At 37.3% G+C, this 21946-nt stretch carries 13 protein-coding genes; all 13 read left to right on the top strand.

Going from position 1 to position 21946, the window contains the following annotated elements:
- The first annotated feature begins 33 nt into the window (after window positions 1–33).
- The 13 genes from ACSG5Z_RS25005 (at window position 34) to ACSG5Z_RS24945 (ending at window position 21906) form a co-directional block, all read left to right on the top strand.
- The gene (locus ACSG5Z_RS25005) at window positions 34–7362 is read left to right on the top strand and encodes a thermonuclease family protein (RefSeq protein ID WP_435712436.1); all 7329 of its coding nucleotides are present in this window, start codon (window positions 34–36) and stop codon (window positions 7360–7362) included.
- A gap of 99 nt (window positions 7363–7461) precedes the next feature.
- Complete coding sequence (locus ACSG5Z_RS25000) at window positions 7462–9525, top strand: peptidoglycan recognition protein family protein (protein WP_435712435.1); 2064 nt, start codon at window positions 7462–7464, stop codon at window positions 9523–9525.
- Window positions 9500–10825: a peptidoglycan DD-metalloendopeptidase family protein gene (locus ACSG5Z_RS24995; protein WP_435712434.1), complete on the top strand. Its 1326-nt coding sequence runs from the start codon at window positions 9500–9502 to the stop codon at window positions 10823–10825. The genes ACSG5Z_RS25000 and ACSG5Z_RS24995 overlap by 26 nt, the downstream gene beginning before the upstream one ends.
- On the top strand, window positions 10822–11064 hold the full coding sequence (locus ACSG5Z_RS24990; protein WP_435712433.1) for a hypothetical protein: 243 nt from the start codon (window positions 10822–10824) through the stop codon (window positions 11062–11064). The genes ACSG5Z_RS24995 and ACSG5Z_RS24990 overlap by 4 nt, the downstream gene beginning before the upstream one ends.
- The gene (locus tag ACSG5Z_RS24985) at window positions 11061–11426 is read left to right on the top strand and encodes a hypothetical protein (RefSeq protein ID WP_435712432.1); all 366 of its coding nucleotides are present in this window, start codon (window positions 11061–11063) and stop codon (window positions 11424–11426) included. The genes ACSG5Z_RS24990 and ACSG5Z_RS24985 overlap by 4 nt, the downstream gene beginning before the upstream one ends.
- 14 nt (window positions 11427–11440) lie before the next feature.
- Window positions 11441–12010, top strand: a complete 570-nt coding sequence (locus ACSG5Z_RS24980) for a hypothetical protein (RefSeq protein WP_435712431.1) — start codon at window positions 11441–11443, stop codon at window positions 12008–12010.
- Between the two features lie 2 nt (window positions 12011–12012).
- Window positions 12013–12336: a hypothetical protein gene (locus ACSG5Z_RS24975; RefSeq protein WP_435712430.1), complete on the top strand. Its 324-nt coding sequence runs from the start codon at window positions 12013–12015 to the stop codon at window positions 12334–12336.
- A 2-nt stretch (window positions 12337–12338) separates the two neighbouring features.
- A complete protein-coding gene (locus ACSG5Z_RS24970) occupies window positions 12339–12827 on the top strand; it encodes a hypothetical protein (RefSeq protein WP_435712429.1) in 489 nt (162 codons plus the stop codon).
- Window positions 12827–13627, top strand: coding sequence for a baseplate J/gp47 family protein (locus ACSG5Z_RS24965; RefSeq protein WP_327988912.1), 801 nt, complete (start codon window positions 12827–12829; stop codon window positions 13625–13627). The genes ACSG5Z_RS24970 and ACSG5Z_RS24965 overlap by 1 nt, the downstream gene beginning before the upstream one ends.
- A 16-nt stretch (window positions 13628–13643) precedes the next feature.
- A complete protein-coding gene (locus ACSG5Z_RS24960) occupies window positions 13644–15227 on the top strand; it encodes a hypothetical protein (RefSeq protein ID WP_435712428.1) in 1584 nt (527 codons plus the stop codon).
- A 17-nt stretch (window positions 15228–15244) separates the two neighbouring features.
- Window positions 15245–16360, top strand: a complete 1116-nt coding sequence (locus tag ACSG5Z_RS24955) for a hypothetical protein (RefSeq protein WP_435712427.1) — start codon at window positions 15245–15247, stop codon at window positions 16358–16360.
- Between the two features lie 17 nt (window positions 16361–16377).
- A complete protein-coding gene (locus ACSG5Z_RS24950; RefSeq protein ID WP_435712426.1) occupies window positions 16378–18561 on the top strand; it encodes a glycoside hydrolase family 78 protein in 2184 nt (727 codons plus the stop codon).
- 45 nt (window positions 18562–18606) lie between these two features.
- Window positions 18607–21906: a LysM peptidoglycan-binding domain-containing protein gene (locus tag ACSG5Z_RS24945; RefSeq protein ID WP_435712425.1), complete on the top strand. Its 3300-nt coding sequence runs from the start codon at window positions 18607–18609 to the stop codon at window positions 21904–21906.
- The last annotated feature ends 40 nt before the right edge of the window (window positions 21907–21946 follow it).

The raw sequence follows: 21946 nt of genomic DNA, 5'->3' as shown, positions 1-21946 counted from the left end.
TTTTGTTTTACTACAACAAAAGAGGTGACCGGAATGAAAGAGAAAATATTAATTACCTCTCTAACTAGAGTTAGAAAAGATGCGCCTTGGCGTGTTGGTATATACATAAATCAGAACTACACGTTCATTAATGTAGGGAGCAAAGGGAATGTGGCTACTAGCCCAAGATTTAATATGTTCCTTGCAGAAGTGGAAAAAAAAGTGTCTCGTTATCCTGTAGACATTAGTTTTTATTCAATAGCGGATAACAGAGAAATGGAAGTTACTACGATGCGTAACCAAATCATCTATTTAGATTGTGGCTACAATTCTCATAGACTATTATCAAGCGCTAAATTCTACTACGAAAAAGAAGTACTTGGTAATCCATTAGAGATAGCGCAACAAAAACCAGAAGAAGAAAACAATGGATTCTTTAGTGTGATGGAAGAACATGCAGAACAAGTTGAGACTTCTGATTACATTGCGATTGGAAGAGTAGAGAAAGTTACAGATGGTGATACAATTGATGTGAAATTGGTGAAGCTATCTGATTTCTTGTCTTCTAAGCTAAACAAAGAACAAACAATCACAATAAGATACAACGGTGTAGACACACCAGAAACACTTCAGCCTGGAGAGGAATCGTACAAAGACCCTAAAAACACTAAGTTTGGAAAAACATATGGTGTTACTATGCAAGACATGTATGAGGTAGGAGAAGAAGCTCACAACTATAATAAGGAACTCTTAGGTTGTAAAGACAATCAGAAGCCACTTGTTATTATTCACTTTGATCGTAGAAAAATGGGAGAAGCACCTCTGACTGATGAAAAATATGGTCGCTACATTGCAGATGTTTATGCAACCAATGAAAAAAGTGCTGATATTGTTTTCGATAAGATCATTAACAAAAAGGATAATAAATTTGTACACGTAAACAAATCTCTTTTAGTAACAAAATCTAAGAAATTCCCTCAAGTCCCTCTTGGTCTTTTCCCATTTGAGTATGCAAATACTTTAACAGTTCTTAATCCCTTGAGTTGGATTCAGGAATTAAATTTAGAAGCGCATGACTCAGGTGTTGGTGCGCCTTCAACAGGTGGAAATGATGCAGAGAGTACGCCTGATATGGGTAGTGACGAACCCTACGATGAAGATATCAATCCTGAAACGACAAACATAAAAGGAACAACAACTCCTGCACACAACGCTTTAGACTTTTTTAGCCCTTATGACGATAGGGTTTCGATTTTTGCAGAAGGTATAACTTCAGTCGAAGATTTAAAAAAACATTCCAAAGTTAGGATTGGTGATGTAATTCTTACAATTCCACCTACTGCTATTGATGTAAATAAAACTTCGAACATCTCCAAAATAAAAACACTTCGTACAAAATCCTCTGTATTAGTTAACCGCGGCCAAACACTTACTACGTTAAGCATGGATCTTTATTTCCACGATCTAGAATCAATTAATGGTAAGAAATACCCTTGGAAGAAAGAATACGGAAAAGGAGAAGAGGCTAAGTATTTTTATGTGGATGGACTTAGACCACTACTTGCACAATTCGCTAAAGCGCCGTTTCTCCCTATTGATAACTATTACATTAATGATGTGTTAGGTATTCGTGATGTAGCTTTAATGAATATTGAAGTAACAACAGTTCCTAATTTCCCAGAGTCCTTAACTGCCAAATTAACGCTTGTTGAATTTAATTCAGAAGCATACTTGATGGATAAAAGCACACTAGGCGATTCTGTAAACTATCCGATGCTAAGATGGTATTACAACCAATCCCTAGCACCTCGCGGAGATAAGTACCGTTACTTCAAAGGATTAGAAGGTCAACTTAAAAGTGATATCAAATTTACCCTTGCTGATGAATCATTCCTTACAGCTCGAAGAGACGCTATCAACTACATGAAGAATGCAGATTCTCCGGAACTAAGAAAAATCGAATTAGAGACAAAGAATGATGAGTACAAATACAAAAAAGAAGATGCTTCTGTTGCTAATGAAATCTTGGATCAATATAAACGCTATAAAGATTCTACGATTAAGCCAGAAACAATTATTGATGATCTTCGAATGGGGTTTGCTGATAGTAACTATTGGTACATGGTTAGCGAACTTAAAAGTAAGTACCCCAAATTAAAAAGAGAAGAAGCAGAAAACGTTCTACGTGAAGGAGCGGAATTGTTTGATAAAATTTACGATGGTAAACACAAGGGCTCCTTTACTAATCTGCGTAATCAAGAAATCTTCATTCCATACCAGTCTCGTTTGTACTTTAAGGCTCGATTTGATTGGTCAGGTATATCTGCCGGGCTTAATTACTATGACGAAGATCCTCCAGTAGATTACTCAAAAGAACCATACAAAGGGAAAGAGGAATATGGTCTTATCCTTATAAAGGAACTTAAAGATTCTGGTAACCAAAAAGCACTTGAAAAGGAATTTAAGAAGTATTATGAGAAAGGACTATTCCGTATTCCTGCTAATGATGCTGGGATAAAGGCAATTAAAAACATTGCAGACGGTGCAAAGAAAATGGAAGATGAAGTAGCTAAATACAAAGATGAATTTGATGAATACATGAGAGTTATTGAAGCTAGTGAGCGTATGATTCCAATGAGGGAATACCCAATCTCCGGTAAGGCTATACCAATCTCTATCAATGCTCGTTTTTCAAATGAGTTTAGTATATCTCATGTTCAATCTAGTGAAGCTGCAACTCTACAATATATGGGTGGTGGAGATCCATACATTGATTTACTCTTGGAGGTAGATGAAGATGGTGCAAGAGATTTCAATAACCTTATTGCGACTTCTGACCAATACGCTAAGAAATTTAATCAAGGTATTACAAATGGATATATCGGTATTGAAAATGATCTTTCTCAGTTATTTGGTATTCGATATGTAATGTTTGAAAGTATCTCTGTAAATACAGTTCCTAACTTCCCAGGAAGATACCAAATCATGTTACAAGGTATTGGGTTTGATAAAACGCAACGTCAACGTGAAGAATTAACTGCACTACCTGGTAACAGTAAACAAATGGATCTTGAGAAGTTAAAGATCAACAAGATAGCATTTATGAATGACCGTATGATTGAAGCTAGACTTCACAAGCTAGAAGTTTATCCTGATATGGAACTTCCTACTTACGCTCAAATTAATGCCGTATTGCCAGAGCTGGATGCAGGAGTAAAAGAGTATCCGAACATAACAAATGGAACATATCTCGATCCCGACTTCTATTTCTCTACAGGTAACACGTTAAGACAATTAATTGAAGAATCATACCTTGGAAACCATCAGTTAAACATGTTTGATGCTACAGGTGTAGCTGCTTTCACAAGTAACAAATCAGAAAAACTATTTGATACAACTGAAGCAGACTGGGAGAAGCTTAAAAAGTTAGAAAAAACTGAAGGTGTAGGGCCTCTTGGCTGGAATTTTAGTTGGGGCAAACAGGAAGAAGCTAAGAAATCTGACGCTCCAAATACATCAGCAGGACCTGTTATGGCTGACCAAGGCGGTGCTGCAACGGTAAAGAATGCAGACGTTCAAAAGTTTTTAACAGATAAAAAAGATGATAAATTTGCTTATGAAACTTTCCCGACTATGGAAGAATGGAAAACACTCTTCCCTGATGGAGGAAATGATTATGGTACATTATCTCAAAAACCTAGTGGGGATGAAGCACTTATCTATCAAGAGCTTAATAGTCTAGTTGATAAGTACTTTAAGAAATATTATTCAGCTCCTGATTTCATTGAAGAGTGTCGCGGGGATTTAAAAGAGGCGGACAAAACTAAAAAGGTAGTCTCTTATCAACCTGCGGAAGATATTTATTATGCAAGTTTCAAAGTAAGAAGAAGTAAGATGAGAGGCCCAGATACTACTGCGATTGGTGATTTAATCAAGAAAGAAGTCATTAAAGAGCCTAAAAAACCGAATGGTATGGATCATATGGACTTCGCTAAAACAGAATCAAAAATCACAAAAGAACGATTCATGACGCTTATGAAAGCATTCCTTGATAAGACAAGTCAGTGGAAGCATTTTAAAGGGACAAAACCTAACGTTAGTAAGGCTGGACGTGTAGGGTTAGCGCAAGTAGATGTTTCTTCAGCTGATATAAAGGTTGATGAAGTAAAACGTTTAATGTACAACTGGAGATACAATTTACAAACAGCAGTTAAGCAACTTGCGGAACACTACGAGAAGCTAGATAAGTTAGACAAGGATCGTGAGAACTATGAATCTTATTGTCGTCCTTGGGATGGAATGTTCGCCCTATATGAAAAGCCAGATGCTAAAATTAAATTTTCTAAGGATATTGAAGACAATAGTTTTGCAAGCGGCGTTATGAACCGTTTCAACCATTATGCGACTAAGCCATTTAATACATTTAGTGGTTACAATAAGGATGTCTATAAAGGATATGCCGGATTAACTCTAGATGAGGGCATTACGATGGGTGATGGAAACAAAGATGACTATGTTGATCAACTCTTAGAGCTAGAATACTACGACTTATCAGTATTAAAAGCGAATAATTTAAAAGTTGATTCTGATAAGAAAAATATCAAGAAGGTCATGAAAAAGCATCTAGAAACCCTGGATAAACAATCACTGTACTCGATTTATGAGAAGCATTTAAAAATGCTATATGAATTAAGTAAGACAGATGGATGGGTTGAAAAAGGTATAGACTTTCTTGGGAAATACAATCCAGGTAACCTTGCTACATTTGGTGCACTTGGAAAAGCCACCGATAAACTAACAGACAAATTCGCAGGTAGTAAAAAAGATAAGAATGGATACGAGTATTCGCAAAAAATCTATGAAAAAGGTGCGAAGCTGTACGAAACAATTCACGATGTTGATAAAACAGCTGAATCGTCAACAGCATCAACAGACCTTCGTTTGTATAATGATGTTGATCCACGCGTACTGTATGAGGAAATGTTCTACGACTTAAGATATCATGACCAACGTGGAAGAATGCTTCGTGCATTCCCAGGGTTCCAGATGTTTATTATCCATGAAGGTGATTACTTTGGTAAGTACAAGTTTTGGGATAATATGTACGGATTCAACGCTATTCAGAGTATAGACGTTCACCGTTCTCGTAAAATTGCTGCAGATACGGCAGTAATCTCTATGACTAATGTTTACTCAAACTTAACAACTCGTCGTACCGATGTTGATTACGTAGACCGTGAGTTAAAATGGTGGGATAACTATATCTGGAATGAAATCCCTCAGGACTTAATTGATAAGAAGGAAAACGAAATTCACAAGAACCTTTTCCTAGAAACAGGAGCACGTATTCATTTAAGAATGGGTTATGGTGCTACAGCTAGTGCGTTACCAATTGTCTTTAATGGTACAATTTCAGAACTTGAGATTGGTGATGTAATTGAGATTGTTGCTCAAGGTGACGGAGTTGAATTAGGAAACGTAGTATCTGGTGACCCTGATGATGACAACGATGGAATCTTCAGTGTAACTGAACCACGAGACCTAATTTGTAGTCTTATGAGTTCAAAAGGAAGTTGGTTTAAAGACTTCATGAACGGTGTAGTAGATGAGCGGTTATTCAAAGACAACCCTCTAGGGATTATGCATTTTGGCCAACCATTTGACGTTAACAGTTCAAAGGATTCAAAACCCATGGGTAATCTAATTTGGTTTAATGATGAATATGGAGAAGTTGCTCAAAATATCTACTCTTCAAATGGGACTCCTACATTTTCGGAATGGTTGCATCCTAACGGAGAACGAAATAATATTTTCGAAGATTTTAGCTGGAAACGTCTATGGGAAAATAAGTTTAAAATCTTTAACCCAGGAGATGCAGACAATGTAGTTGTTAAATTCTACAACAACACAGTTTGGGATATTATACAAACGATTACCTATTCAACTCCGGACTATATAGCAGCTGTTCATCCGTTTGAATTACGATCGACACTATTCTTCGGTAAACCGTACTGGCGTTGTGCATTCGAGTACGATTCTCGATATGAGTTTGACCCTATACAGAAAACATGGTCAAGATATCTCACAGGACAACCAAGACGCCCATACATGCAAAACAAATTCTACATGTCGGCTTATGATATTATAGAAAACAATATTAAAGCTAGTGAGGATAATGTTTTCACAAACGTTATCGTAAACTATGACGGAAAACAAACACCGGTATTGTATGCGGATGCGGATATTCGTTTCGACAAACAGAAAACAAGAGTAGTAGAAGCTGACATTGTAGCAAAGTTTGCTGACTTCTACACTTCAGAAGTAATGGCTACATACTTTGGACAGTCTACTCTTAGAGATAGCATGAAAGATATGTACAAAGGAAATCTGTTGGTATTAGGAGATCCTACTGCGAAGCCTCATGACATGATGTATATCAATGATGAAATTAATGACCTTCAAGGTAACGCGTTAATTAAATCAGTAACACATCACTTCAGCATGGAGACAGGATTCATCACTTCTATTGAACCGGATTTACTAGTTGTAAACGATGACCAAGTAATTCTTGAAATGAGTAAGTGGTACATAAGTTTTGGAAAGTCATTAGCTGCTACAGCTGCAATACGTGCTGCAGCCAATAAAGCTGGAAGAAACTTAACTAAATGGATAAAAGGGGTCCCTGCTAGTGTAGGTAAATGGGTGTCTACTAAAGGATTGAGGCATACAATAAGTATGGCAAATAGTGGTGGGGACATGGATAAAATCCTAAAAACTCTTGATGAGATCGTCTCAAAAGGAGATGGGGATGTTAAGGCTCTACAACAAAGGTTAGTAACTGAGTTCGAAGACGCAGCTAAAAACATGACCAAAGCTACTGGAAAATCAGGTTTCCTTAAGAACACAAGTAAAAAGGCTATTCTGCAATCAGGAACTGCTCTTGCAAAAGCTCTATCAAGCTCTGATGATATAGCGAAGATTGGTAAAGGAGCATTAAACATGGTTAGAGGAGCAGCTTCCTTCACACCAGTCGGATTCATTGTCAATGCAGGAATATGGATTGGTACAGAAATGCTGTTTGAACACTATCGTCGATTTAAAGAAAACCTTCAGTGCGTTGTGGCGATACCATTAACGTATAGAGGGAAGGAGTTGACGGCAGGTATTAACAACCATGCAGGTATGATTTATGGTGATGCACCAGGTCGATACGATAAAATGTTCAGTGCAACGTTGTTCCATGATGATGAGGATGCAGAATTCTTCGGTAATGCATTCATAGAAATAGCTAACTTCTTTACCGGTTCCGGAGGAGAAGATGGTGTGTATGCAAAAACTGAAAAAGCTCATCAATTAAATGAATTAAACAAGAGGCAGCAATAACAATTACAGAAGAGGCTAACGCCTCTTCTTTTTTTTGTGTTAACTATAGCGAAAATCAAAATAAATGGTTAGCTTATCAAAATAAGGAGGTATAACTTTATGGCACAAAAAGACAAACAAACCTATAACACGGAGATGTATATAAAGAAAATAAAAGCAGCAAAAGAAGTGTATGAAGAACGTAAGAAATTCCTGCAGAGTTTCTCACTTAAAAAGAAAAAAGAGAAGCCAAAAGAAGGTGGCGGAGAAGTCGCAGCATCAGGTGGTGGAGGTTCAGTAAACTTCAATGGAGAAATGCCTACGGTTGCTCAGTACACTGGACCAGATGTTTACACCGACAAACTCCTAAATGGAGGAGTATACCAAAATGGACTTAAAGGTAAAATAGCTGGTACTGATCAATGGAATCAACATATTAAAGAACAAGCAGCAAAAGCCGGCGTAAACCCTCTCTTGGTTAAAGTAATTATGGCAACGGAATCCGGTGGAGTACACGATTCGACCCCAAACTCTTCTAACTGTGTTGGGTTAATGCAAACGGAAAAGGATATTACTGGCAATCTAAAGTTAGACTTTGGAAGAGCATGCAGTGATCCAGTCTATAATATCTATGTAGGATGCATGATTCTTAAAGAAAAACATAATTATGCTGGAGGCGTTATCTCTAGGGGTAAAAATCCATATGCAGAATTTAAGAGTAAAGGATTTGAGTTAAAACAAAACGGTCATGGGGTTTCTTGGTTATATAACGGTTTCAGTGTGCCTTTTGACGGGAAAAACAAGGTTTATAGTGGTGGATATGTTTATGCGAACCAAATAGTTGCAATGTATAAAGGTTTTGGAAGAGACGCATACACAGATACAATGTTAACTCTGGATGTGTTATCTGGTGGCGGTAGTGGTGGTGGCGGCACTGCAGCTGGACAAGCTGGTGGTAAAGGAACCGGTGGAAAATGGGAGTACGGAAAAACATTTGCAAATGGTGATGAAGTAGTTAAGTTCTTAAACACTGTCGATACAAGTATGATTAATGGAATCTATGTCCACCATACTTGGGACCCAGACCATACAAAGGCTAAAGGACAGACACTAGCAAAACTAAACGACGACATGAGAAGATTTCATACAAAAACTCAAGGTTGGGACGATATAGCGCAGCACTTTACTATTGGTGTAGATGGTCAAGTAATTCTTGGACGCAATATTTCATCCGTACCATGTAGTGCGAAAAATTATAATGGTACAGCTGATAATCATCCAGCAATGTATGAAATGATTGGAAACTTTGATAAAGGCAAAGATACTTTGCAAGGTAAACAGTTGGAATCAGCTGTTGCTATCGCCAAGTATTTTGCTGGCAGACCAAATGGTGTGAAGTTCCACCGTGAAGGGTTAATTAATGGTAAAGAACCGAAGAGTTGTCCTGGTACTGGAGTAGATAAAACATGGTTTATGAATCTAGTTACAGGTAAGGCAAAAGTAAGTGCATTTTCTGCTCAATCAGTACCTGTATCAGATTCAGATATTGAAGCAAGTTATGCAGCAGGCTGTGACCTTTATCAAGATCCGATACAAGAAGATGTCATGGACACACCATTCAGGCTACCACCAACAGAAGATGAATTAGCACACGCTAGAAGTTTTGCACTTAAGATAAGTATCCCTACTGCACAATTAAAAGAGAGCAGAATTATTGCTCCAAAGTACCCAAGGTCAAACTATGTGGAAGACTTTAAACTGTCATCCAGTTATGACATGAAGAAAAATTACTCCCCATTACCTCCAAATGAGTTTATTCATCTAAATGGCCCTCAAGAGAATTTCTACACAAGTGAAGCAAGACAAGCTTTCCGTCTTCTTAAAGATCGACTTGGATATAAAACTTTAAGAATAGCTAGAGGGTTTGATCCTTCTGATGGAGAGTCTTCTCATTCTATTGGTATTTCTATGGACATATATGCTGATTCAACAGAAGAAGCAATCTATATAGCTGATACTGCATGGTTGACAGGATTCCGAGCTATTGCGGTTGGTCCTAAGTTTGTTCATGTTGATATTGGTCCTGAATCAGCTTGGGGATATGATAATCTACCTCTTTATCAAGGACCAGGTACGTTAAGGGCGGGTGAGTTTAGTTATGGCTACAAACAAAGAAACCTATAATCTCGAATCATATAAGAAGAAAATTAAAGCAGGTAAGGAAGAGTATCAAAAAAGAAAAGAGTATCTTGCTAAATTTGAACTTCCTAAAACTGATGATGAAGAGGAAGTAGAAGAAACTTCCGATGATAGTAAAAAGTCTGAAGACCAAGGTAACGCCGTAAAAGAACCTGAGGGAGGAGTTGGTAGCTTCACAGGTTCGGGTGAACTAGGCGTTCCGGCAGAACCAAAATCGTATAGATTCACTTCTGTTATGGGAGCACGTTGGGGAACAAATCATAATGGAGTGGATTTAGCTCCAAACACACCTGGAGATACCAACTGTAAGATACTTTCTGCAGGTGATGGAGTTGTTCTTCAAGCTAGAAGTGGAGTAGGTGGATTTGGTACTTGGATAGTTATTAAGCATAAGGATGACTTATATACGATTTATGGTCACATGCCTCCTAATACATTAAAAGTAAAAACCGGAGACACAGTAAAAAGAGGACAACATATTGCAAATATGGGTATGCAGGGGCAGTCAACGGGTGTCCATTTACACTTTGAGGTTTGTACAGACTTTGTTAATAACAGAAGAGGAACTACAAAGAACCCTGAAGACTATGTTGATATTCGAGGCAGCGCTTCAGCTATTCAAGTAAATTCTATTGCACCTAAGGCTAGCTTCTCAGCAAAAGCAGATGAGAAAGAAGAAGGCAATGAAAAACCAATGCATGCTCTTTATGAGAAAGATGGAGCAGAATTATCAGAAGAAGAAAAACTAATTGATCAGACATACAGAAGTTCTTTCCCATACCTACCAGTTCAGTTTATTGGGGATTCTATTAAGAAAAGTGACATGACAAGAGAGTACTTTCTTCTTAACCGCGTTGGTTGGGCTAGAACTACCAAGTATGAAAAAATGGTTCCCCTAAATAAGGAAAGATTTATTCATAGTGAAAAGTACGATGGTCATGAAGGGAACCTTTATTCACCAGATGCAAAAAGGTTATTTGAAAGCTTGCTTTTGAAAACACAAAAACCTTATTTTGAGGTTATTAGTGGTTTCCGCTTTAGTAACCCCGGTCAACTTTCACCTCATGAAGCAGGTTGTGCAATTGATATTCTTGTTAAAAGCATAGATGAAGTAAGGGAAATTGCAGACTGTGCATGGCAATTAGGTGTGAGATCGATTGCGATTGGTGGAGACTTCGAAAACAACAAAGGGTTCATTCATATAGATATTGCTCCGAAAGGGAAAGACATTAAATATGATGGAGTTCCTATCTATGGTGGACCAGGAAAGTGGGTGACAGCATGACAATTAAAGAGTATTTAGAACAACATAAGGGCACAACATGTATTCAAATGAATAATCGTTTATTTGTTGGTATGAGTGATGAACATGGCGAATTGTTTTTTTATCATAAAGAGGATGGATCACTAAAGGGACCGTATTTATTTGGTCTTGCCCATGAATATATGCAGCAATTAATCACTAAGCCTATGACAGATGATTTCTTAACTCAAGAAAGAATTAAAGAGAAGGTGATTCGATGAACTTCAACAGTCCAATTCACCAATCTATTTACAGTAAGGTAGTTGTACCATCTTTAAATAGGTTACAAGGAACAATTGAAGGTTATGTGATTCAGGTGGATTATACGAAACTGACATGTGAAGTAGTTTACTCCGATGAAAACAGTCATGCTTTACGAACAATGAAAGACGTTTCTTTGCCTAAGGATGGAGATGGTGTATTTACACAGGCAGTTAAAAATGGCGATAGAGTTTCAATATCCTTTAAAAATAAATCTAAGGAGTCACCTTATATATCTACCGTATACAAAGCAAATCATAGTGACGAGAATTATCTAAGTCCATACGGTGGCAGGACAATTCGCCAATCTCGTATTTTTTAGAAAGGAGGATTCTAATGAATGAAGCGTATGTAAATAAAACATATGGAGATGGAGACAAAGATATTCATTATCCTTATTGGCGACAAGTATTGCAAAACGAACTCGTTAACTTTAAAACTAAGAGTTTAGAAAAGGAGTTAGAGAACTGGCAATTTATTAGTGAAGATGAAATTGCGCTAAAACATCCAGTTACAGGTTCAACCTTTAAACTCTGTGATGATGGTTCAATTGAAATGTTTGTTAATGAGGACACAGGTATTCGATTGGACGCGAAAGATAATGGAATCATCTTTTATGGTGACAGTATTCATTTTGCTACAAAGGAAATGAGAATGCATACAAAACCTTATGGATTCATTTGGAACAATCACAACCTAAATCCTTATCTGTATTATGGTGACAAGGTAGGGGAGAAGAGACATATTCCAAAAGCTTCAATGGTTTCTATGTTACAAGATGGGCCAAGTAACATAAATGTCCCGTTGTTCCAAGAGCAAAAGAGGAAACATTATTATGATGAAAAAGTTACATCTATGATTGAGGATCTAGGAATAGAAACTTCAAGGATAAAGAGAGGAGGCTAGTCATGGACTATCGATTAATTGGTCTTGAAACATATGGCCATCGATGTGAAATTTGTGGGCACTCTCTAGTAGAAGTTCATCATATCGACTATCAAGAACAACAAGCGCTGGAGATTCAAATTCGCAAGGCTATAAAGGCGGGCCAAGACATTACAGAATTAGTGGAAGCCGCAAAAGAACAAGGTTACGAGGAATGGGATGGAAAACAGCTATCGAAAAACAATCGATCCACTAATCTATCAGTTTTGTGCGGTAACTGTCACTACCTTATCCATCGACTTGATGCAGGCAAGAATCTACTAAAAGTATTAGAAAGAAGGAGATAAGAATGAAAGTCGATTTTCGTTTTACACCGGAAGGAGATTTAGAACTTGGTTCTCCTAGTTACAATGACTTTGATGAATTACTCTATATTGATTCAGTAGGAAATATCTCGACAGACAGCTCAGAAGGGTTATTAGTTAGAGATATCCCGCTTCAAGTATCCTATTTGAGTGAGAAGCAGGTAATACTCAATCGATTAAGAACAGACAATCCAGATTGGTTTATCCATCAAGATATAGGAGCAGACTTATCTGAATTAATTGGTCTTCCTAATACGAGGGAGACAGGAGAATTAGGAAAGTCTCTAATTGAGAAAAGTCTAACTAGTGACAAGTTCATACTGCCTAGCGACTTAAGTGTTAGACCAGTTCCTGTTAGTTCTAGCGAAATACTTTTCTATATAACTGTTAGAAGAAAAGTAACGAATCTAGTTTTACCAGTTCTATTTAATTTAGAACATGGTTTGTTATCAGAATATGAGGTGAACAGTTAATGAGAAAATCAAAAGATGAAATGCTCGAAGCCGTTTTAACTCGACTTCGAACTGAGGGTGGAATTACTGAAACAAGTCCAGGTTCCATTGCTCGTATGTTTTCAGAGGTAATGATAGAAGAGTTTAGTCCCTTCTACGATGAATTAGAATTAATTATTCAAATGGGCTTTATTTCAACATCAACAGGTGGATACTTAGACCTTATTGGTGAACTGTTAAACTGTACTCGTGATGGAGATGAATCTGACAACAACTATCGTGCAAGAATCTCCAATCAGGTATCTGTTGAACAGAATGCAAATCTAATTGCTATCCGTTTAAAAACACTGAGAATTGATGGCGTTGCAGATGCTCAATTCAAAAGATTTACAAGAGGGACAGGCTCGTTTACTTGCTATGTTACCCCTCAAGTTTATCCAATTGAAAACGACCTACTAACTCGTGTAGAAAGCGTTATAAATGAAGTGGCTGCTTATGGTATGAATGTAGAAGTAAAAACAAGTGAGTACAACCCCGTGGATATCACCCTCAACTTAATTTTCCACTCGAAAACAACTTCTCTTGAAAGACAACACATCCGTAATAAAGTCGTTCAAAATGTCGGAGCGTACATGAAACAATTAAACATGGGTTCTCCAATTATTATCAATGAAATTATTCAGCGCGTAATGGAAACAAGCGAACAAATTCTTGATATGGAATTTAAAAAACTTGTTGTTGGTGAAAAAGAATATTTCATTAAGAATGTTGAGCCTTCATTAGAAGAACGATACTTCTTAAGAAAAATTAATGTAGCTTAGAAAGCAGGTGACACCATTGTTAAACAAACATACAACAAGTATGATGTCCATGCTTCCGCAATGGATGAAGATGGCCAAAGACGAGAAATCTGTAGGGGCACTATTTTTAGATGCATTTGGTGTTGAACTATCAGACATTGAACGTTACATAGAGCAAGCTTGGAACAACATGTATATCGGTACAGCAAACTTACAAACAGCAGATTACTGTTATAAGATTCCGCTTGCTACTCGTGACGTTGTAGATGTTGAAACACCAAATCGTCACGTTCGTTTAGTTATTGATGGTGTGCGAAGAGACTGTATGCCAATGGATAGTTTACGACTATTTTTTGAGAGTGACGACAACGCCTACATGATTGATACCATTGAAGGTTATGTATATATCAAAGTAACGGATTACTACATGCAAGATAATATCTTTAAACCATTCGATGCAATTGAAGTAGGCGATACCCTTCACTATGAATATATGCTTCATCATATCTGGAACGTATTTGATGAGTTTGGTATGTTGCTAGGTATTTTTAGATTACCAGGTGAAAGAAACGAAGCTTTCAAGAATCGTATCTTAGATGTCTTTAAGAATCCTGGTGGGGCAACAAAGCAAGGGCTTATGAATGGCATTAGTAGAGAACTAGGTATTGATAAGTCACAAGTCAAATTAGGTTCATTGTCTGATGATCAATATGTTCAAACAAAACTTATGAATACAGACGGCACACCTTCTGAAACATATATCCAATACGTAAATCAGATTAATAGTAATCTAGGTTTCTCTTGGGATCATATGAATTGGGGAGAAGCTTATTGGCGCAGCATTGAAGAAAACAACATGGGATTTCATTACCTACCTCATATATGGGATGGTTTCTCTGCTTCGTGGAAAGATAACGAAGTGCAATCAGGAATTGGTAGCGGTGATGATTTACTAGTAACTGCTCCAAAAGAAGAATCTCCTGTTCGAGAATTTAAAGCCTATGTTGGGCTACATGGTACAGAGGAGCAAATTGAAGAGAACCACCCAGAAATTCAATTCAAGTACAAGATAGTTGCAAAAGGGAAAATACCAAATGATGAATACGATTTAGAGAATTACAAATATACAGTAATGGCTTCTGAAATCATTCCACTTCATTACGTATTAGTAGCTTTACGTGAATTCCTATATCAAACTCATATCACTTGGGATAATCGTTACGGTTATACTTTTAGTGACAACACATCTCCTGGTATGGAAATTGTTACAGGAGAAGATGTTCTTCACAATAATGAAGAGCCACAAATTAAAGTCCATGTAGAAATGAAAACTGCTGATAGAACAGTGACACCTGTTTTAGAAGAGCTTATAGTGGACTGGATCGATCAGAGTGACGCACCACAGTCTTACAAATTAACAACTGATGAGGACTTTACTCTAAACAATACAATGACCCAAACAACGTTAGCTGATGTAGAAGTTGGCAATGGTTCTGTAACTCTTGGTAGGGGTTCTTTCTCTGCCGTAATAGATACAGAGGGTTCATTTTTAAGAGGATCACAAGGTATATCCGTAAGAGTTAACCGAGAAGGTTCCTTATCTCTTAACCTACCAAAATAACAAGGAGTGGATAAATAATGGCTGAAACTGGATCAGTACAAAATGCAGTTGGGAATAATATTTATCCCGACTTAGTTCTTACTCGTTTCCCTGAATTATTCGATGAACGTAGTGGTTCTAAGTCAAATCCCAACTTGCTTCGATGGACAAACCTTAAAGATTACAACATGGCCGAGCATGTAAACTCGCTACAGGATGCTGTAATGGCAGTGCAACGTATGCTAGGAGAATTAGCTCAAATGCCAGCTGCACCAAAGGATGTAAACGGGAAACCTATTACAGACCCAAACGTGCTATTAAACCTTAAACGAACTTCTACCGTTAAGTCTCGTATAGACGCACTTGAGACTCATGATTGGTATGCTGAATTCGATAAACGATACGGAGGACCTACATGGGCTTTCGATAAGGACAAGACTACAAATGCTACAATTCAGCAACACCGTCACTTAGGTAGTACTTCAGGGATTCCTGGTATGCCGGAGAAGATTATGCTTACACAAGAAGTGCAGGGTAAACTTCCAAAGGCAAACGTTGATTTAACAAAGACTACTACAGGAATCACTGGTTCAGATATCTATGTAGAATCAACTTCAAATACAAAAGTAGCTGATGCGATTAACGACAAGATTTCTGAGACAACAGGTGGAACAATCGCACAAAATGCAGAGCTAAAAGTATTAGGGAAGACAAACACTCGATGGACAAGAGAGTTTGATTCAAATGATGCATCTTCAACTGGTAACACTGCAGTTGCTGACTCCAAAACATTACTAAACAAAGCAATTGAGAGTGGTGCTACTGCTGCTTCAGATCTGTTAAATGCACCATTAGATGGAATGCATTATGGTCGATATGTTGCGATTGTAAGATTATCAGCAAGTAGTCTTCCTTCTAATGCAGTGGTTGAGATTTCTGCAGTTAACTCAAAGACAAACCAAGTTATTAACAAAACTACTTTAAACGGAACAGACTTCGATACAAGTGGACAGTATAAAACATTCTACTTGATCTTTAATCATGATGGTTCTACAAAATTACGTGTTCGAAAACTAGCTACAACTTCTTCTGTAAAAGTTCGTTTCGATTACGCAATTGTTGAACCAGTTCACCCAGCGGTGTTTGATCGCTAAGAAAGGATGTTATATAAATGGCAAAACGACCAGAAGGGTTATCTCCTAATTTTAACTCCATCGTTACTCCAGACGTTCCTTCCTCACTCATTTTTTCATGGACATTCATTAAAGAAAACTCTAGTGACTATCAGAAAGATGCAGAAGTAAAGGTATATAGAACGGGCTCTAACACAGCCCTTATTACCTTTCATTCAGGAACAGATACTCAAGTAGATATAACTGCTCATCAGGGTGTTCTTGACCTAGAGCAAACTTATGAATGGGAAGTAAAAGTAACAGCTGCTAACGACTCCACTGCTTTTAGTGGAAGAAAAAGATTTAAATTTGGACCTGTATTTTTACAGGATGGACTTTTATGGCGAGATGGGCCAGAAGCATATGAATACATCGGGACTCGTCAATACTTTGAGGAGATTAGAGAAAATGCTGTCTCAGTATTAAAGGATTATGTAGTAGATTCTATAGAAGAAAACGATGCCTTAGAAAAAGCTTTGGCTTTATTCACTCGTGAAACTGTTCCTAGTCGTACCGATTTTGAAAGCCTCGAAAGTATCCTTTGGTTAATTGCAAAAAAAGAAGATACATATCGAGATGAAATTCAAAGACTTATTGAAGATGGTCTAGGGGCTCAAGACATTCATAAGATATATACAATCTTTGACCGTCTTATTAGAATCCCACCAAAAGAACCAAGTAATGTGTACTTAACATTTGGAGGTCTTGAACCACTTTATGTAAAAAGTGGAAGGGCGTACAATAATGGTAAAGAGGACTTATCTGTTGATGTTAACTGGCAGCCCTCAGATCTTAAGCCAGGTACATGTACGGTTAACTTTTTAAATGAGATATCAGAAGATGTTTCTTACTACATAATTGAAATTGGTGCTGGATTCACAGATAAACAGTGTAGATACACATTGATTTATCGAGTAGAAGACATAGATTCTTTTGGAAGAAAAATTGATATTCCTATGGATCACATCAATTTTACTCATCTTTCTAACTCTAAGAAAACTCGATATATGCTAAAGGCTACTGCCGTAGATAAAAGAAAACACGAATCAACTGGCTTTATGAAATATTATAATGTAGATAACGTTCCTCTTGGTGTAGCAAGTTATAACCTACGTGTTCAACAATATGATTTATCAAATCAGTGGATCACCCAGTATTACTACGACATTTACAACGGTCCAAATACAGCTTATGTTCATAATGTAACAGGCAATGTAGATGGTGTTTATCATTATGCTGTTCGTGTATTTGACATAAATGGAAATGTAAGCGATTGGTTTTGGATCTTGGATTATATAAAAATTGATCCACTAAAACCTCCCGCAGCTCCAAAACCTCGTATGGCGTGGTCTTCACAACATGAACTGAATTTCATTTGGGATGCTGTTCCTACCGCTGAGTATTATGAATATTTACCTATGTGGTGGGCAAACCCATCTATACAAAGAACGAATAGTTTAGACTCACCTCATGAATGGTTAAATCCTGATACAACATATGTCGAGAAAGTAAGAGCTGTAAACCGAGCAGGCGCATCACCTTGGGCTACTGTTAGCGGTAAAACCCAACCACGACCAATTATTGAGAAGGTTCAAAATAATGTAGGAAGTAGAACTTGGCGTACAGATTATGTTATCTACAAACAAAACGGACAAGTTAGACGAAATCCGGCAGAGTGGCGCTACGAATATGATGACAGAGAAGTGTTTCACGGAGAATGGGTAGAGCTTCGAAACAAAATCCAGGATGGCATTGCAGTTAAAAAAGGAACAAGATGGGGCAGTAACAAATGTTTATTCTTCCTTGATCATAACGACTGGAGACAAAAACTACAGGGGAAAGAAATTCTAGATGTTAAGCTTTATATACGCAGAAGAAATACCGAACACGGATATCCGGAAGATGGTCGATTCCTTCATGTGTGGGCTCACAACTATGGAGGGAAATGGGATCTACCTCCAGCGTGGCAAGGTCCTCAATTATTTAATCATCAAAAGATAGAACGATTAGACTTTAATCGTGGAGAGGGACACTGGGTTCCTCTTAACAAATCGTTTGGTGAAGGTTTACGTGATGGTTGGATTAAAGGTGTGGCTTTTTATCATCCAGAAGCTAGTTACGGCCCATACTCTTATATGCGTTTTGATGCTTATACATTTCAATTTTACGTTAAATATCGATAGGGAGAGAGCGATCTCCCCCTTATTTTTTTAAGGTGGTGACACAGATTGGCACAGTACCAAAGAAACTTTTATTCTAGTTCGCTATATGGACGACTAAAAGCATTTTATGGAGATTATCTAACAGAAGAATTTGATGCTCAAGAACCTTTTAGCTATCATATTGATGCGAAAATCCAAGCACAATTACCTTCTACGTTTTATGCAGCAACAAGCAGAGAATTTACAAGAACCGATGCAACCAAATGGACGGTATCGGGTACTAATATTAAAACAAGAACTGCTAATACACCAGTGGAATTCTTAGCTACAGGTGACAATTTGGAAGTTCATGTACGACTTCAAAACGTGGGTACTCAGAACATCGAAGCGAAGTTGTACAAAGAAGAATTAGTATCAGAAACATACCAATGGGTAGAGAAACAAACAAAGTCAATCAATACACTATCCCTAACAAATCCAAATAAAGTAGATAAAATCGCCTTTGATTCTTACGGTTTTGGTGATTATAAAGTAGTTATCCAAGCGCTTGATACGACAGCAGATGCAATCATTGTTGGAGGTAAATTAAGAACAAGTGATTTCAATATTGAGATTCGTACCTCCGCTAATAAAACTACATGGTCACAATGGGAGCCAATTACTCTAACCAAAACACTTACTCAAGGACAGGATTATTTATGTACAGGACAGAGCGTAACATTGTATCAAAACGTTCGCTATGTTCAAGGTAAAATAATTTTATTATCTTCGGATAATGCTACTTCTCCAATTATCGATAAGGTTGAGTTACGCTCAGAAGATAGTGGACTATATGACCAGAATGGTGATTACACTGTCAAAATCGATATGACGCAAGTAGCAACAAGTATTGGTAAGACATTCAAGTACGCAAGTAAGATACGTTTTATTCAGAAACAACCAACTGGTACTGAAATGAATATTCGTTCTTCTTCTAGTCGAGACAATATATTCTGGGGTCCAATCACAGCACCGTATCGCCAAAATACAAAACGTCTTCGATTAAAGCGCGGAGTAACAAATCATAGTGTGACATTAGGCCCAATCAATGAAGGAACTAAATTTGACTTTAGTAAAACAACAGCGCTGTTGAATTGGGACACACAAGCGTTTCCTCCAAAAGATACGAGTAACACTAAGATATCTTATGTCTTCTCTAAAACAAGAACAAATCAAAAAGACCCTCGAAATCTTCTTCAGGTAATTGATAATCCGATGAATGTAAAAGATCGAGCAATGAAGTTTTCTCCTCAACCATATTTCCTAACTGTAGAAATGACACGTTCTTCAGTAAGAGGAACACCGGTAGTTGACCTTATAGATATTTACCAAAACATCTTATACAAAGAAGTAGTCAATGTAATCAATAAAGATGTTTCTGCAGTAGATGGTTTAAGCACAGGAAGAAAATCACTTCAAAAGATTAGTGATTATCCGTTTAAGTATCCTAGCATCTCAAATCAAATTACGTTTAATCAGCAACAAATTACTGCTGCTCAACAAAAGTATGAGCTTACAGACCAAACAAGAAGACCTTCTGACGTTATGATTTATCTTAAATCAGAGGAAGCGAAAGGTTCTAGAACTGGTAAGTCTACATCTGCATCTGATGAAGTAATTGCAAAAGCTATTCAAAGGAAATTGGAGTTTGGAGAAAAAACAGGAGTCCTTATGCATTATCAATATGGTGCAGGGAAGGTTCAGTATTTAAGACCTTACGAAAGGGAACTAGATTCTACATTCACACCGTTCTTACTATCTAATCTTAAGTATCGTTATTACATTCAAAATGGATGGCCAAACGAATTACATAAGGTTGTTAATGCACAAACATTAAATGATGTGGCTGAAATGTACAACACAACGGTAACAGCAATTAAAGCTATCAATAAGGATATTCTACTGAATGAGGATGGAACATTAGTGAAGGACCAGCTTATCACAATGCCAAACACATCTAAGAACAGCAAGGTTTCTTTATTGTTCAAGAACGGTACAGCTTATACACAAAAATCTAGTCACAACGCAGTATATGACAAAAATCATGGTGTAAACGTTACTGACTTATCAAGTGAACCAATAAATATTAAGGTTCCAAACACGCCTCCAAAAGGATATGTAGATTGGGCATCAGAAGAAAAAATTTATACGGGCGTAATTAATGCGAATGATATCCGTGGTGAATTTGTTCGTACACAATTCAACCTTTCAACTCTTGCAGATTTTAATCGTGAGTATGTAGTTGCAAATGGTGACACATGGGAAAGTATTGCTACTAAATACGATATCCACGTACAAGATCTAAAAATAGCTAATGACTCAATTGAAGAATTGCAAGTAGGAAGCACTATTATCATTCCTCCAAATATCATTCTTCCTGCATTAGCTCCTGAAGCTGAGTTTGAAAATGCAATGCCTTATGAGATTTCTATCATTGAAGATTCTGTCCATAAGAAAAATGGAGTTAGAATTGATGAGTCCTTTATCCCTATTAACTGGAATGGGAAACACCTACCTCTTGAAGTAACGTACAGAACCTCTGAACTACTTACAGCTGAAATGGTAAGAGGCGGGGATGCTAATGGAATGGACCCACTTCCTTTAAGTGATGTTGTTGAGATTGTTTCTTGTAAAAAGAAAACTGGAAGTGTAACGTATCATATTTGGAACGACACTCTAAAAACAGGCGACTTCAAATTAAAGAGCAACTATATTGACTGGTCTCCATCTCAAGCAGGAGTATTAGAACCTGCAGCTGGAGAAGAGTATGTTGTTGTTTACAAGCGTCGTGAAGTAGACAGTGTGAAAGTTCATTTAGATACAGACTACTTTGAAAAGATGGGAACTGACATTGTATGGCGCTCACCTGAAGTGAAAGTATTTGATGGGGTTTGCACACCAACAGAAGACTTTAAACTAGAGCTGCCTAATCCTCAGTCTTTCGAAGGGTATGATGGTGTTTATAAAAACATCGGTTATATTATCGAAGACAATGACTTATGGGTAGAAACGAGTGTTCAAGATATTAATGGTAAGAAGTTCTTAGTGGGAACTCTGAATGGAAAAGATCCAAGTAAGAATTGGCATCCTGGAATTCAGAAGGGATACTACTACCTAAAAGAACAAGAGCATTACCTATATTCAGAACCATTAAAAACGGTACTAACTGAAAAAGAGTTACCAACAGCTGATGGTATCGAATATGTAAATGGACCAACTGGAATTGGGGCAATGTTGTTACCTACTAGTAGCAACATGGTTAAGGATTCAGTGTTTGAAAACGACAGTTGGAAAAAGGCTAAAGTCTTTAATGCAACATCATTCTAGTTTAGTTAAGGAGGGGAGAGATTCCTCTCCTTTTCTTATG

This window comes from Bacillus pretiosus (genome assembly GCF_051294775.1).
Classification (GTDB): domain Bacteria; phylum Bacillota; class Bacilli; order Bacillales; family Bacillaceae_G; genus Bacillus_A; species Bacillus_A wiedmannii.
The sequence above is the reverse complement of the archived record's forward strand: the minus strand, read 5'-3'. Positions and strand labels throughout refer to the sequence as shown.